This is a genomic window from Streptomyces rapamycinicus NRRL 5491, assembly GCF_024298965.1.
Classification (GTDB): Bacteria; Actinomycetota; Actinomycetes; order Streptomycetales; family Streptomycetaceae; genus Streptomyces; species Streptomyces rapamycinicus.
The window spans coordinates 11,466,845-11,482,081 of sequence record NZ_CP085193.1 but is presented as its reverse complement, the minus strand read 5'-3'; the positions used below and the strand labels follow the sequence as shown (position 1 = coordinate 11,482,081).

The window sequence follows — 15,237 nt, the reverse complement described above, 5'->3', positions numbered from 1 at the left end:
GTGGTGCGGTCCCGCCGGTGGGCCGCACGACCTCACCGACCGGGAACGCCGTACACGGCGGGGAGCACCGGCGCCTACACCGAGGACGCCCGGGCGGAGTCCCCGGCCACGTCGGCCAGGTCGCGCAGGCCCGCCGGGAGCGGCCCGGTGTGCACCACGCCCAGCCGCTGGGTGGCCCGGGTGAGCGCCACATAGAGGTCGCTGGTGCCGAACTCCACGGGCTCGGCCACGATCACGGTGTCGAACTCAAGACCCTTGGCCTGCCGGGGGTCGAGCAGCACCACCGCGCTGGTCAGGTCCGGTGACCGGCCGGTGGACGCCTGCGGGAGGGCGGCCGACAGCGCGTCATGGCGGTCCCTCGGGGCGATCACCGCGAGACGGCCCTCGGTGCGGGTCTCCCGCGCCACGGCGTCGGCCACCGCGCCCGGCAGATCGCCGGTGTGCTCCGCCCAGGGCCGTACCCCGGTGGCGCGGACCGAGCGCGGCGGCTGGAAGGCGGGGTCGACGGTACGGGCCACCCGCGCCGCGACGTCCATGATCTCGGCCGGGGTGCGGTAGTTGACGCCGAGCCGGCTGTGCTCCCAGCGGTCGCCGACGTACGGCTCCAGGATCGAGGACCAGGAGCCGCAGCCGCCCGGCTCCGCGGTCTGCGCGGGGTCGCCGACCAGGGTCATCGAGCGGGTCGGGCTGCGCCGCATCAGCAGCCGCCACGCCATCGCGGACAGCTCCTGGGCCTCGTCCACGATGATGTGGCCGAAGGCCCAGGTGCGGTCGGCGGCGGCGCGTTCGGCGGCGCTGCGGTGGTCGCGCTCCTCGGCGCGGTCGGCCAGCCGTTCGGCGTCGATGAGGTCGTGGGCGGCCAGCACCTCCGACTCCTCGTCCTCGCGGTCCTCGAACTCCAGGGTGCGGGAGCCGTAGGAGAGGTCGAGCACACCCTGTGCGTACTCGATGCGCTCCTGGCGCTCGGCCTCCGCGGCGGCGCGGGCCGCCGCGTCGTCGTGGCCGAGCAGTTCGGCCGCCTCGTCCAGCAGCGGGACGTCGGCGGGGGTCCATTCGCCGTCGGTGCGGCGGATCGCGGCGGCGTCGGCGCCGGCGAGGTGGACGGGGTCGCCGAGGAAGTCGGCCACGAGCTGCCGCGGGGTGAGGACCGGCCACAGCTCCGCGATGGCCGCGTGCACCTCGGGGTTGACCGCGATCGCCTTGCCGAGCTGGGCGACGTCGTCCGCGCCGAGGAGGTTGGGCCCGCCGAAGGGGTCCGCGCCGATCCGGTCCACGAGCTGGTCGGTGAGGGCGTCGATGACACGGAAGGCGAAGTGCGGACGGGCGAGGTTGTGCGGTAGCCCGGTCTCCCGTGCCTTGTGGCCCGCCTCGGACGCGATGTCCTTGTCCAGCACCAGATCGCCGTCGTCGTGCTCGATGACGATCGCGGGGTCGGGCAGCGTCTGCCGGTCCCGTACGAAGCGCGCCAGCGCATCCGCCATCGCCGCACGGCCCTTGACCTCGGCTGCCTCGGGGGTGTCGGTGCCGGTGGCCGTCACACCGGGGAAGAGCTCGCCGAGCGTGGCCAGGAGCACACCGGTCTCGCCGAGCGAGGGCAGCACCTCGCCGATGTAGCCGAGGAACGCCGGGTTGGGCCCGACGATCAGCACCGCACGGCGGGCCAGTGACTCCCGGTGCGCGTAGAGCAGATACGCGGCGCGGTGCAGCGCGACGACGGTCTTGCCGGTGCCGGGGCCGCCCTCCACGACGTGAACGCCGTGGTGCGGGGCGCGGATGATCTGGTCCTGTTCGGCCTGGATGGTCTGCACGATGTCATGCATCCGGCCGGTGCGGGCGGCGTCGAGCGCGGCGAGCAGCACGGCGTCCGCGTCGGATCCCTCATGCCCGGTCCGTATGGTGTCCGAGAGGTCCAGGATCTCGTCGTGCAGCCCGGTGACCTTGGGTCCCTCGGTGGTGATGTGGCGCCTGCGGCGCAGCCCCATGGGGGTGTGCCCGGTGGCGAGGTAGAACGGACGGGCCACATCGGCCCGCCAGTCGATGACCAGCGGGGTGCGGTCCGCGTCATCGCGCCGGATGCCGATGCGGCCGATGTGGTAGTCGCTGTCGTCGCGGAACAGCAGCCGGCCGAAGCACAGCCCCCGCTCCCCCGCCTCGAACGCGGCGAGCAGCCCGGACCGCTCGGCCACCAGCACATCGCGCTCCAGCCGCGCCTGGAAGGTGGTGCCCTCCAAGGACAGGGCCTCGGTCACCGACTCCTCGGCTCGTGCCCTGAGCTCGGCGAGGCGCCCGTTGAGCAGATCAAGGAACTCTTGCTCACGGTCCCATTCCTCGTTTGACAATTCGACTCCCGCCGGGATACGATGACTTCATCAGGTTTCCCCATGCCATAAATGCAACGGCAAAGGAAATCCCCAATATACGCCGAGAAACGCCCCGGCCGTCAAGGCAGCCGGGGCGTTTCTCTGTTTTATGGCCTTATTTCACCTGGATGACGTGCTTGCCGCGGACACCACCGGCTTCCATGGCGCGATGGGCCTCCGCGATGCCGGAGAGCGGATGGACGGTGTCGACGACCGGCCGGATCGCCCCGTTCTCCACATACCCGGCCAGGTCGGCGAAGAGCTGGTGCAGGGGATTTCCCGTGAAGAACCGCACCCGCCGGGCGCCGTGCACGGTGGAGAGGAGCACGGAGCCCAGCGAGGACAGCGGGCGGTCGGTGTCGAAGGCGATGCCCACCATGCGCCCGCCGGGCGCCAGCAGCCCGCGGTAGACGCCGAGCTCGGTGCCCACCGTGTCCAGCACCGCGTCGAACGGCCCGAGGTCGGCCGGGCCGGTGGTCCGGTAGTCATGCGCCTCATCGGCGCCGAGCTCCCGGACGAGGTCGAGCGCCTTCGCCCCGGCGAGCGCGGTGACATGGGCGCCGAGCGCGTGTCCGAGCTGGACGGCGACACTGCCCACACCGCCGGCCGCGCCACGCACCAGCAGCCGCTCACCGCTCATCAGGCCGATCTTGTCGCGCAGCGCCGTGATGGCCGTGGTGCCCACTCCGGGCAGGGCCGCGGCCCGGACCAGATCGAGGCTCTCGGGGGCGTAGGAGAGCTGACGGGGCCGGACGGCCACATACTCGGCGGCCGCCCCGAACCTCAGGTGCGGCATCGCACCCCACACCCGGTCGCCCACCGCGAGCCGGCGCACGGAGGAGCCCACCTCGGCGATCTCCCCGGCGATGTCCACGCCGGTGCCCTTCGGGAACCTCCTCCCGGTCACCAGCTTCAGCTTGCCCGCCCGGCCCGAGAGCTCGCCGCCGTTCACACTCGTGGCGTGTACCCGCACCAGCACCTCGCCCGGACCGGCCACCGGCTTCGGCAGAGTGCCCTCGTACAGCACCTCGGGGGGTCCGTACCGGTCGTACCGCGCCGCGCGCATTTCGCTCATCGCCCTCATCGTCCCTTTCGCACATCGGGGTCGCCGCCACGCTAATGCGCGCAAATAGGGAAACCGCCCGCTCGGCGTAAGGTGAGAAACATGCCTGCTCACGTCTCTCATATAGCGCCCGCGACCGGTGTCCGGGACACCGGAAGTCCGGGGTTGCGGTCCGACGCGGCGTCCAACCGCCGGCGCGTCCTCGATGCGGCCCGGACGCTGTTCGTCTCGCGTGGGCTCGATGTGCCGATGGCCACCATCGCCCGTCATGCCGGGGTCGGGGTGGCCACGCTCTACCGGCGCTTCCCCACCCGGGAGGCGCTGGTCTCGGAGGTGTTCTCGGACGAGTTCGCCGCCTGCGCGACGATCGTCGACGACGCCCTGGCCGACGACGACGCGTGGCGGGCCTTCCGCCGGACCATCGAGACGGTGTGCGCGTCGCAGACGCGGGACCGGGAGTTCAACGACGCCTTGCTGTCGTCGCTCCCCGACGCGGCCGGCTTCGAGCGGGAGCGGCTGCGCATCGAAGAGGGCTTCGCCGAGGTGGTCCGGCGCGCCAAGGCCGCGGGGCGGCTGCGCGAGGACTTCGACGTGTCCGACCTGAGCCTCGTCTTCCTGGCCAACAGAGGTGTCATCGGCGACGCGGCGACGGCACCGGCCGCGTCCCGGCGGCTGATCGCCCACCTCCTGCGGTCCTTCGAGGCGGGGCGGGCCGAACCGGCCCGCCCCCTCCCGCCACCCGCCCCGCTGGGGCTGGGGTCCTTCTGACGGATCCCAGGCCGGTTGCCCCGGACATCCGGAGGATGAGCTATCGGGCGGTGCCGAAGTCCTGCGTCCAGTAGTTGCCGGGCTGCGCCAGGCCGACGCCGATCTCCTTGAAGTCACAGTTCAGGATGTTGGCCTTGTGGCCGGAGCTGTTCATCCAGCCCGCCATGACGCTCTTGGGCGAGTCATAGCCGTAGGCCACGTTCTCGCCGTAGCTGCTCCAGGAGTAGCCCGCGCGCTCGATCCGGTCGCCCGGGGAGGAGCCGTCGGAGCCGGTGTGCGACATGTTGTCGTGGGCCGCCATGTCCTCGCTGTGGTCCTGGGCGGCCTTGGTCAGCTTCTCGTTCACGGTCAGCGGCTCACAACCGGCCTTGCTGCGCTCGCTGTTGACGAGGTCCACCACTTCCTGCTGGTCGGTGGCGGCCGCGGAGGTGGCGGAGGGGGAGCCGGCGGGTGCGGCGGACTGCGACGCCATCGCGGCCGAGGGAACGCCCACGGCGGCCACGGCGAGCGTGGCGATGGCTATCTTGCGGCGGTGCGTCGTGCTGCTGCGATGCTTGCTCATTCGGGACCTCACACTCGGTTGAGGCCCGTCATTCTTGGAGCCGTCCGCCACACGGGCAACACACGTGTTCGTACGACACGGGTTCGTAGCGCGGACGGAACTTGCGCTCAGGGGCGAGTCATGCTGAACGGGTACCGGGGGTGGCCACGGTGACCCGACACGCCCTCAGAAATCCCGGCAACCAGGCGAGTGGGCGGCGGGCCCGAAGTGCCGGGGGCCGGAGCGACGCAGAATCCTCCATGTCCGACAGGGCAGACAAAAGCCACTATGCCGCCTAGTCGATATGCACCGCTACGACCCCTTTACTCCGGCGCTCGATGTGAGAGATGTCATGACATGGCGGAGGGCGGTCAGCAGCGGTAGATGGTGATCGAGTGGCCGACCTCGTCGATCGGCCGGCCGCCGTCGATCAGCGCCGCCAGCCGTCCGGTGGCCTGGGCGATCGAGGAGTCCGAGACCACCAGCAGCCCGCGCACCTGCTCCGGGGCGGCCCGGCGTGGGTCCGAGGCGTGGATGCCGTATGCGGACGGCACACCGCTGCCCTTGTAGACGAGCCAGATCCGCTCGCCCCGGTAGCGCTCCCGGAGGCGGTCCGCCAACCGCCCCAGATCCTGCCCCCAGTCCACGTTCGAGTCGTGCAGCCGCAGATGGGTTCGGGACGGGCCGCCGAACGCCTCGTTGGAGTACGGCAGGTAGTACGGATACGTCCGCAGCGAGCTGACCGCGACGAACAGGACCAGCGCCAGCGTGGCCCCGTACGCCCATCGCCGCCGCACGGCCATCAGCCCGGCCGCCGCCACCGCCAGGAACATCGGCAGGAAGATTGCGTACCGCACCCCGAGGTTGCGGGCCCCGTCCATCGCGGCGAGCAGCAGTACGGCCGCGGGGACGAGCACATACGGCGCGGCGGGCCGCAGCCGGGGCACCGCCGCCATCGTGACCGCCCCGGCCGACCAGAGCGCGAGCATGCCCAGGGGCGTCTTCACCAGCAGCGCGACGGGCAGGTAGTACCAAAGCGACCCGACGTAGCGGCGGCCGAGCAGAAAACCGCGCCAGGTGTCCTGCTCGAAGCCGAACTGGATGCGCATCCCGTCGCGGTACGCCTCCGGGAGCGGCAGCCAGTGGACGGCGAGCCCGCGCAGTCCGTGAACGGCGGGCACCGGCCCGGTGGGCGTCCAGCGCAGCCGGGGGTCGACCACGAGGTAGGTGGCCCACACCACGGCCACCGCGATCAGCGCCATGGCCACCGCCGCCGCCACTCCGATGCCGAGCGACCGCGCGTGGTCGCGCGGTGCGCGGTGGCGCGTACGGCGGGCGCACCAGACGGAGAACACAGCCAGGAGCAGCAGTACCGGGACCGCGGCCAGCATGCTCATCTTCGTGGCGAGGGCCGCTCCGAGCGCAACCCCCGCGAGTGGCAGGTGCCATCGTGGCCGCCGCCGCGCCCGCCACAGCAGCCAGACCGATGTCAGCAGGAACCCGGCCGCCGGTACGTCGAGCGTGGCGAGCGAGCCGTGCGCGATGATGTCCGGCGAGAAGGTGTAGAGGGCGAGGGCCACCGCCCCGCCGACGGGGCCGGTCAGTTCGCGGGCGAACGCGAACACCACCAGCCCGAACAGCAGCGTCAGCGCGATCATCGGCAGCCGTGCGCACAGCATCAGCCGCCAGGGGTCGTTGCCCGCCTCGTACAGCACATGCCGCCCGAGCGCCGTCTGGTCGCCGGCGAACCCGGCGTCGAGGTGCGGCCGGGCGAACGCCACCCCCGTCGCGACGATGAGCTTGCCCAGCGGTGGGTGCTCGGGGTTGTAGCGCACCCGGTGATGGTGCAGCGAGTCCACCGCCGCGCCGACGTACACGGGCTCGTCGATGGTCGGCGTCTGCTCCACTGCCGTGGTGACCATCGCGACGGCCATCTGGACGAGGAGCGCCACGACGGCGGCCACCACCAGCCACCGCCGATGCCGCGCCGGCGCCGCCGGCCACCGGCCCTTCGGCCCGCCGACGGTCCTGGTCACGCTGTCGATCACACCGGCCCACCGCATAGCGACAGACGCTAACGCCCTCGTGCCCCCGCATCCGGCAGCCGCCCGAAACTTGCGCCAAGTCCGCAAACCGGTCCGGACGTTGCGGCGGGCTATCGCTGACCGGCCGCGGGCCAGCCGTGTTCGAGGAGGGCGAAGGCGGCCTCGATGGCCTGCCGGGAGTCGGCCCGGCCCCGGGCGAAGCTGACGGTCTCCAGCGCGAAGTGGGCGAGCGCCGCACACCCGGGGTCGTCCTCGGGGGCGCCGGTGGCCTCGGCGATGGCGGCGGCGAGAGCGGTCTCGTGGCGCATCCACATGCGGCGGCCGTACTCCCGCAGCGCCGGGGTGCTCTCCGTCAGCTCGACGAACCGCGCCATCTCGGGGTCCCCCGCACCCTCGGAGTGCGTCCGCAGCGTGTGCTCGCGCAGGGCGCGGGGGATGGACGTCCCCTCGGGCCGGTCGCGCACGACGGCTATGAGGGCGGCTTCCCGGTCGGAGTCGAGGTCGAAGAGCAGGGCCTCCTTGCTGGGGAAGTGCTTGAAGACCGTGGTGGTGGAGACGTCGGCGGCCTCCGCGATGTCCCGCACGCTCACCTGGTCGAAGCCATGGTCGAGGAACAGCCTCAGGGCCGCGTCCGCCAGCGACTGGCGGGTGGCGGCCTTCTTGCGCTCACGGCGCCCCATCGTCTCGCTCACGAGGACCACCCTACCTACAGGTGGACCGAATTGAAAAGTTGAGTCGTTGCACTTTTTTAGTCGGTGTGCTCTTCTGTTCGGGGTGGGGCCCCGCCCTTTCGGCTCCCGTCTTTCGGAAACCCCGCGCCGAGCGCGTTGACAAGGAAGTGATCCGCCATGTCCGTATCCGACGCACCGCCGTCCGGCAGTCCCGCCCCGCCGGAGACCACCCCGAAAAGCGTCCGTCTGGCCCTGCTCGGTGTGCTGCTCGCGATGCTGCTGTCGATGCTCGACTCCACGATCGTCGGCACCGCGATGCCGACGATCGTCGGCGATCTCGGCGGCCTGGAGCACATCTCCTGGGTGGTGACCGCCTACACCCTGGCCACGGCCGCCTCCACCCCCGTCTGGGGCAAGTTCGGCGATCTGTACGGCCGCAAGCACATGTATCTGATCGCCGTCGTCGTCTTCGTGCTCGGCTCGGCGCTGTCCGGCGCGGCCCATACGATGACCCAGCTGATCGTCTTCCGAGCGCTGCAGGGCCTGGGCGCGGGCGGGATCGGCGCCGGTGCCTTCGCCCTGATCGCCTCGCTGGCACCGCCCCGGGAGCGCGGCCGCTACCAGGGCATGACCGCCTCCATCATGGCCATCGGCACCATCGGCGGCCCGCTGCTCGGCGGCTTCGTCACCGGCCATCTCGGCTGGCGCTGGGCCTTCTTCATCAATCTGCCGCTCGGCGTCCTCACCCTGGTGTGGTGTCAGCTGATGCTGCGGCTGCCCGCCACCCGCGCCAAGGCCCGTATCGACTGGCCGGGCATCACCGTGATGACGACGACCGTATGCGCCCTCACCCTGGCCGCCACCTGGGCCGGCTCCACCTACGCGTGGGGCTCATGGCAGATCGTGGGTCTGTTCACCCTGGCCGCGGTGGGCGTGGCCGCCTTCGTGGCCCGGCAGCGGCGCGCGCCCGAACCCCTCATGCCGCTGCGCATCTTCACCGGGCACCGCAACTTCTCCCTGGCGTCCTCGCTGATCCTGGTGGGCGGGGTGGTGATGTTCGGCTGCTCGCTGTATCTGCCGCTGTACCAGCAGACCGTCCAGGGCGTCTCCGCCTCCCGCTCCGGTCTGCTGCTGCTCCCCCTGATGATCCCCGTGGTGATCATGTCCCAGGTCGGCGGCAAGGTCATGTCCGCCACCGGCCGGTACAAGATCTTCCCCATCGTGGGCACCGTCTGCATGGCCGTCGGACTGTTCCTGCTGGCCACCATGGACACCACGACCTCCCGCACGGCCACCGGGTGCTTCATGGCCCTGGTGGGCACGGGCATGGGCTGCCAGATGCAGATGGTCACCACGATCGCGCAGAACAGCGTGGAGATGCGCGACATGGGAGCCGCCTCCGCGTCGGTCACCCTCTTCCGCACCATCGGCGGCTCCCTGGGCGTGGCGGTCTTCGGTTCGCTCTTCACCGGCGCCGTACGGGGCCACGCGCCCGCCGGGGCGGAGACGGGCGAGGCCCAGCCCGATCCGGCGGCGCTGGCCCGGCTGCCGGAGTCCGTCCGGGACGGCTATCTCCACGCGGTGGCCACCGGCACCCAGCGGATCTTCCTGACCGCGGCCGTCGTATGCACCGTGGCCTTCATCGCCGCCCTGTGCGTGCAGGAGGTCCCGCTGCGGGGCAGGCCGGGCCCGGCGGCCCAGCCGCGGAAGGCCGAGGAGGCCGCCACCCCGGCCGCCCCGTAGCGCCGCGGACGCTCCGCCGCCCCGTGGAACTCGCCGAGGCGCGCTTCGCCGGAGCGTCGCGCGAACTCGCCGGGGGGCGCCGCACTAGAGCGTCTGCCGCCGCACCAGCTCGTGCAGCTTGCCGCCCGGGATGGCCATCAGCTCGGCCGGGGCGCCCTGCTCCACGATCCGGCCGTCCTCCATGACCAGTACGCGGTCGGCGTCCATGACGGTCGACAGCCGGTGGGCGATCACCAGCCGGCTGGCGTTGAGCCGGCGGGTGCTGTCGATGACGATGCGCTGGGTCTCGTTGTCCAGGGCGCTGGTGGCCTCGTCGAAGAAGAGGACGCGCGGACGGCGGATGAGGGCCTGGGCGATCATCAGCCGCTGCCGCTGGCCGCCGGAGATGGCGCCGCTGCCGGAGATCATGGTCTGGAGCCCCATGGGCATCTGCCGGATGTCCTCGGCCAGACCCGCCAGTTCGGCGGCCTCCATGGCCTCCTCGGGGGTGTACGGCTCGGCGCCGCGGATGCAGTCGAGGATCGTACCGCCCAGGGGCTGGGCGTTCTGGAGGACCACCCCGCACTGGCGGCGCACGGCCGCCTGGTCGAGGGCGGCGAGGTCCTGGCCGTCGTAGAGCACACTGCCGGACACCGGCCGTTCGAAGCCGATGAGCAGCCGCAGCAGGGTCGACTTGCCGCAGCCGCTCGGGCCGACGACGGCCACGAACTCGCCCGGCCGGATCTCCAGCGAGACGTCGTCGAGCACCAGCGGCCCGTCGTCGCCGTAGCGGAAGGTGAGGTTTCGGGCCCGGAGGTCGCCGGAGAGCCGCCCCGGCTGGGCGCTGCCGCCGCGCACCTCGGGCGGCTCGTCCAGGATCGGCTTGACCTGCTCGAACATGGGCAGCACGGCGACCACCGAGACCAGGGAGTTGGTGAGCTGCGTGAGGGAGGTGAGCAGCATGGTCACGGAGGTGTTGAAGGTCAGGAAGGCGCCCGCCGACATGCTCCCCCGCGCCGGACCGGCCAGCAGCATGAACACGGCGAGGGAGACCAGCGGGAGGTAGACGGAGTCCAGCACCTGGGTGAGGTTCTTGATGCGCCCGGTGCGCTGGTGCAGATCGCGGGAGTGGGCGAAGCCACGGGCCCAGGCCGCGTAGGCGAAGTTCTCGGCCGCGGCGACCCGCAGCTTGGGCAGCCCGCGCAGGGTCTGGAACGCCTGGTTGTTGAGCTTGTTCTCGCTCTCCACCAGCCGTCGCTGCCAGCGCACCTGCCACAGCCCCATGCCGAGGAAGACCCCGGAGACGACCAGCAGTACGGCGATCACCGCGAGCGCCAGGGAGGCGCTGTAGTACAGCAGCAGGGCGAGGTTCATCACGCCCACGGTCCCGGCCTGGAGGACCGTCGGGGCGATCCCGGACATCACCCGGCGCATGGTGCTGATGCCGAGTGCCGCGCTGGCCAGCTCTCCGGTGGAGCGCTGGGCGAAGAAGGTGGTGGGCAGCCGCAGCAGCCGGTCCCACACCGCGGGCTGGAGGGTGGACTCCAGCCGCCCCTCGAGACGCAGCAGGGTCAGGTTCTGCAGCAGCATGAAGGCGGCCGCCACGACGCCGGCGACGATCAGGGCCAGGGAGATCTGGACGATGGGGCTCTTCTCGGCGCGGGGCACGAAGCCGCCCAGCACCTGGCCGGTGGCGAGCGGCACCAGCGCGCCGAGCGCCACCGTCACCAGCCCGCTGATCAGGAGGTTGCGGACGTCCCCCGCCGCGCCGCGCACGCTGAAGCGCATCAGCCGCCACACCGTCATCGGCCGGTCGGGCAGCGGACGGTAGAACATCACGCCCCGCGGCTCGAACTCGTCCGCGTTGCCGCCGCCCACCCGGATCCGCAGGCCGGAGGCGGGGTTGACCGCCTCGTACCGGCCGCGCCGCCACAGCAGCGCCACCGGGGCCCCGGACTTGGCGCGGTAGCCCACCAGCGGTCCGGCGTCCTCCCGCCACCAGCGGCCCTCCAGCCGGACGGCGCGGGTGCGGATCCGGGCGTGGGCGGCGACGCGCTCCACCGGGTCCGTACGGTCGTCGGTGGCGCGGCCCCGCTGCGCGTCGGGCAGGGTGATCCCGGCGGCCTCCGCCACGGCGCGGCACACCGCGTGCACGGCGTCGTCGGTGCTCTCCTCCGACGGCCGCCGGTCCCGCCGGGGCCCTCCGATGGAGGCGATCAGCGCCTGGTCGGCGCGGGTGCGCACGGCCTCACCGGCCCGGATACCGGCCGCCGTACGGTCGGCGTGGGCCCGCTCCATGGTCTCGATCCAGCGGTCCACCGCGGTGCCGAGGCGGTACTGCTGGTTGACCATCCGCTGCCACAGCGCGCCGTCGATCAGCAGGTCACCGGCGGCCTGGGCGCTGTACTCGGCGCCGTAGCGCACACTGCCGGGCGGCACCGGGAGCCAGAGCAGGTCCTCGTCGGCCGCCTCCGCCTCGGACGCGGCCCCGCCGTCCAGCGGGGCCTGGAAGAGGACGCCGAGGCTGCGGCTCACCCCGAGCGCCACGGCGTGCTCCAGCGGGGTGGGCGGGGTGTCCTGGAATCCGCCGCCGTACGTGGCGTACGGATCGCCGGACTGGCCGGTGCCGTAGGCGTCGTAGGCCTCCGGGCGGTACAGCTCGCGCAGCGGGATGCGGCGCACCAGGCAGTCCTGCGAGGGCCTCCCCAGCAGGGTGTGGCGCGGCCCCTCGACCGGGCCGGGGAGCGCCGCGCCCGTCTCCAGGCGGCCGAGGAAGTGCCACTGCCCCTCCTCGGCGGCGTCCACCGCGAACAGGTCCAGGGCGCCGCCGACGACGAGCCAGAGCACCTGCGGGCCCTCCAGCGGGAGGCTGCGCAGCCCGGCGCAGTCGACGGGCGCGCCGAGGGCGCCCAGTGCCTGGACCACCGCGTCGCCGCCGTCCGCGGCCACCGCCGCGGCCGGGTGAACGGACGCCATGTCAGTGCTCCTTCATCAGCTCGGCGTACGGGCCTCCGGCGGCGGCGAGGTCCTCATGCCGGCCGCGTTCGACGACCGTGCCGCGGTTCAGGACGAGGATCTCGTCGCTGTCCCGCACGGTGCTGAGCCGGTGGGCGATCACCACACACGCACAGCCGCGGCGGCGCAGGTTGTCCATGACGAGCTGCTCGGTCCGCGCGTCCAGGGCGCTGGTGACCTCGTCGAGCACCAGCACGCTGGGGCGGCGCACCAGGGCACGGGCGATCTCCAGCCGCTGCCGCTGGCCGCCGGAGAAGTTGCGGCCGTCCTGCTCCACCCGGCAGTGGATCCCCTCCGGGCGCCGTGCGATCACATCGTCGTGGAGCGCGGCGTCCCGCAGGGCCTCCACCACCGCCTCGTCCGGGATCGACGGGTCCCACAGCGCCACGTTGTCCCGCACCGTCCCCTCGAAGAGGAAGATCTCCTGGTCCACGAAGGAGACGGAGGCGGCCAGGGCGCCGCGGGGGATGTCCTCCAGGCGCTGTCCGTCGATGCGGATGACCCCCTCCCAGGGGGTGTAGAGGCCGGAGACGAGCCGGGAGACGGTGGACTTGCCGCTGCCGGAGGCGCCGACCAGTGCCACCTGACGGCCGGGCCCGACGGACAGCGAGAAGTCGCGCAGCAGCGGCTCGTCCAGCGGGTTGTAGCCGAAGGTGATGTTCTCCAGGGTCACCTGCCCGGTCAGCCGGCGGGTGTCCGCGCGCGGCTCGTCGCGGGTGTAGAGGGAGTCCACCGGGAAGTTCTCCACGTCCTTGAGCCGGGCCACGTCGGCGGAGAAGTCCTGGATGCGCCCGGCCACTCCGTTGAGCCGGGTGATGGGCGCGGTGAAACGGGTCACCAGCGCCTGGAAGGCCACCAGCAGACCGATGGAGATATGGCCCTCGACGGCCCGCAGCCCGCCGATCCAGAGGATGAGGGCGCTGTTGAGCGTGGCGAGGGTGGGGGCGACCACGGCCAGTACGGAGCTCGGCACGCCGAGGCGCTGCTGCTCCTCCAGGGTGATGGCGTGCTGACCGGCCCAGCGGCGGAAGTAGCCCGCCTCGCCGCCGGTGGCCTTCACCGTCTCGATGAGCTGGAGACCGGTGTACGAGGTGGTGGTCAGCCGCGCGGTGTCGGCCCGCAGCTTCTGGGTCCTGGTGGCCCGCAGCCGCACCACCACCCGTATCGCCACCACGTTGAGCAGTGCCAACCCGACGCCGACGCCGGTGAGTTGGGGGTCGTAGGTCCACAGCAGCACGGCGTAGAGCACCACGACGACCCCGTCGACGGCCGCGGCGGCCAGATCGCGGGCGAGCGTCTCGGCGACGGTGTCGTTGGAGCGCAGCCGCTGGACCAGGTCGGCCGGGCTGCGCTGGGCGAAGAAGGTGACGGGCAGCCGCAGCAGATGGCGCAGGAACCGCGCGCTGCTGAGGGTGGAGGAGATGATGCGCCCGCGCAGCAGGTTCGCCTGCTGGACACCGGTCAGTACGGCGGTGAGGACCACCGCCACGGCCATGGACGCGAACAGCGGCTGAAGCGTCGAGTCCTGGCCGGCGATCAGGAAGGTGTCGATGAAGGTGCGGCTGAGCGCCGGGACCGCGGCCCCCACCGCCACCAGCAGCAGGCTGGCCAGCAGCGACGCGAGCAAGGTGCCGGTGGTGCCGCGCATGCGCGCGGGCAGGGCGCCCAGCACCCCGGGGCGGCGCCCGCCGCGGCGGAAGGAATCCTCGGGTTCGAGGACCAGGACCACACCGGTGAAGCTGGTGTCGAACTCCTCGACGGGGACGAAGCGGCGCCCCTTGTCGGGGTCGTTGATGTGGACGCCGCGCTTGCCGAACCGCCGCCCCATGCCGTCGTAGACGACGTAGTGGTTGAACTCCCAGAACAGGATGGCCGGGGCCTGGACCTCCACGAGGGCATCGGGCTCCATCTGCATGCCCTTGGCCCGCAGACCGTAGCTCCGGGCGGCCTTGAGCAGATTGCTGGCGCGCGAGCCGTCCCGGGAGACTCCGCAGGCGATCCGCAGCTCCTCCAGCGGCACATGGCGCCCGTAGTGTCCGAGCACCATGGCGAGCGACGCCGCACCGCACTCCAGTGCCTCCATCTGGAGCACGGTGGGGGTGCGTACGGTACGGCGCCGGGGCTTCCTCGGCCCGGCTCCGCCACGCGGGGCGCGCCGCCGTCCGCGGGCCGGCTGGGGGCGGCGCGCCCCGCTGCTTCCGGCGGGTGCGGGCCGGGGCGGTCCGGCCTCGTTCGTCGCGGTCACGGGAGCAGCCAATCGATGGGGTGCTGGGCGTCCAGGTGGACGGTGCCGTCGGTCAGGGTCATGGAGCCGAGGGCGAACGGCGGGCCTTCGGGGGACGACCAGCGGTAGCCGGAACGGGTGCCGGAGTCGCGGTCGAGGCGTATCTGGACGGCGACCGGCGGGCCGTGCTTGGAGAACTCCTCGCCCAGTTGCTCACTGCCGAGGTAGGAGCCGATCTGCTGGCTGGACTGGGCGGTCCGGCCGACGGCACGCACCTCACCGCGGAGCACACCGTAGGTCTGCGTGGGCGCGGACTGCACGCTGAGGTCGACCGACGCGCCCAGCCGCACCGAGGCCGCCCGGTCCGCGGGGACGTACAGGGTCGCCACCAGGGGGTCGTTGGAGTGGCGGACCCGCTCCACGGAGGCCACGTTCGCGCCGGTGTTCAGCACGGAGCCGATCGAGGCGGAGAGGGTGGTGAGGCGGCCGGCGGCGATGGTGCGCACGACGGTGGTGCCACGGCTGGTGCGGACCTTCAGCAGCGGCGCGCCCGCCGGGAGGGTGCTGCCCTCCTGTGCGAGGACGGAGGTCACCTGGCCCGCGATCGGGCTCTGCAGCACATAGCTGCCCTGGCCGTGGGTGAGGATCCCGGTGGCGTCGAGGGTGTTGGACACGGTGCCCGTGACGGCCCATACGGCGGCCCCGGCCATGACCACCACCGTGACCGCCAGCGCCAGCCATCCCTGGGGACGGGCGTAGCGCACCGGCAGGTCGATGTCCTCTGCCGACTGTGCTTTGGAGAGGGCCTGCTGGCGGAACTGCACGAGA

The 15,237-nt window shown here is 72.3% G+C and carries 10 protein-coding genes; 2 read left to right on the top strand and 8 right to left on the bottom strand.

What is annotated here, in order from left to right:
• Window positions 1-74: 74 nt before the first annotated feature.
• Both LIV37_RS47185 and LIV37_RS47180 read right to left on the bottom strand, forming a co-directional pair.
• Window positions 75-2,339 carry a HelD family protein gene (locus LIV37_RS47185; protein ID WP_020874168.1) on the bottom strand — a complete coding sequence of 755 codons (2,265 nt, stop codon included), beginning with the start codon at window positions 2,337-2,339 and terminating at the stop codon, window positions 75-77.
• A 136-nt stretch (window positions 2,340-2,475) separates the two neighbouring features.
• Window positions 2,476-3,435, bottom strand: coding sequence for an NAD(P)-dependent alcohol dehydrogenase (locus LIV37_RS47180; protein WP_121826543.1), 960 nt, complete (start codon window positions 3,433-3,435; stop codon window positions 2,476-2,478).
• A 90-nt stretch (window positions 3,436-3,525) separates the two neighbouring features.
• On the opposite strand from LIV37_RS47180, the gene LIV37_RS47175 reads away from it, so the two are divergent.
• A complete protein-coding gene (locus LIV37_RS47175; RefSeq protein WP_121826544.1) occupies window positions 3,526-4,191 on the top strand; it encodes a TetR/AcrR family transcriptional regulator in 666 nt (221 codons plus the stop codon).
• Between the two features lie 40 nt (window positions 4,192-4,231).
• On the opposite strand, the gene LIV37_RS47170 is transcribed toward LIV37_RS47175, so the two are convergent.
• The 3 genes from LIV37_RS47170 to LIV37_RS47160 form a co-directional block, all read right to left on the bottom strand.
• Window positions 4,232-4,753, bottom strand: coding sequence for a CAP domain-containing protein (locus LIV37_RS47170; protein ID WP_020874165.1), 522 nt, complete (start codon window positions 4,751-4,753; stop codon window positions 4,232-4,234).
• A 350-nt stretch (window positions 4,754-5,103) separates the two neighbouring features.
• Window positions 5,104-6,666, bottom strand: a complete 1,563-nt coding sequence (locus tag LIV37_RS47165; RefSeq protein ID WP_243146569.1) for a phospholipid carrier-dependent glycosyltransferase — start codon at window positions 6,664-6,666, stop codon at window positions 5,104-5,106.
• Window positions 6,667-6,887: 221 nt separating this feature from the next.
• Window positions 6,888-7,457, bottom strand: coding sequence for a TetR/AcrR family transcriptional regulator (locus LIV37_RS47160; protein WP_121826722.1), 570 nt, complete (start codon window positions 7,455-7,457; stop codon window positions 6,888-6,890).
• 168 nt (window positions 7,458-7,625) lie between these two features.
• Here LIV37_RS47160 and LIV37_RS47155 point away from each other — a divergent pair, with 168 nt between their 5' ends.
• Entirely contained in the window at window positions 7,626-9,191 is a 1,566-nt protein-coding gene (locus LIV37_RS47155) for an MDR family MFS transporter (protein ID WP_020874162.1), read from the top strand.
• An 84-nt stretch (window positions 9,192-9,275) separates the two neighbouring features.
• Here LIV37_RS47155 and LIV37_RS47150 read toward each other — a convergent pair whose 3' ends face one another.
• Genes LIV37_RS47150 through LIV37_RS47140 form a run of 3 tightly spaced genes read right to left on the bottom strand, consistent with a single transcriptional unit; the run spans window position 9,276 to window position 15,233 of the window.
• Window positions 9,276-12,146 carry an NHLP bacteriocin export ABC transporter permease/ATPase subunit gene (locus LIV37_RS47150; protein ID WP_020874161.1) on the bottom strand — a complete coding sequence of 957 codons (2,871 nt, stop codon included), beginning with the start codon at window positions 12,144-12,146 and terminating at the stop codon, window positions 9,276-9,278.
• Window position 12,147: 1 nt separating this feature from the next.
• Complete coding sequence (locus LIV37_RS47145) at window positions 12,148-14,430, bottom strand: NHLP family bacteriocin export ABC transporter peptidase/permease/ATPase subunit (RefSeq protein WP_373920789.1); 2,283 nt, start codon at window positions 14,428-14,430, stop codon at window positions 12,148-12,150.
• Window positions 14,427-15,233 carry an HlyD family efflux transporter periplasmic adaptor subunit gene (locus LIV37_RS47140; protein WP_020874159.1) on the bottom strand — a complete coding sequence of 269 codons (807 nt, stop codon included), beginning with the start codon at window positions 15,231-15,233 and terminating at the stop codon, window positions 14,427-14,429. Before LIV37_RS47140 ends, LIV37_RS47145 begins: the two co-directional genes overlap by 4 nt.
• Between the last annotated feature and the right edge of the window lie 4 nt (window positions 15,234-15,237).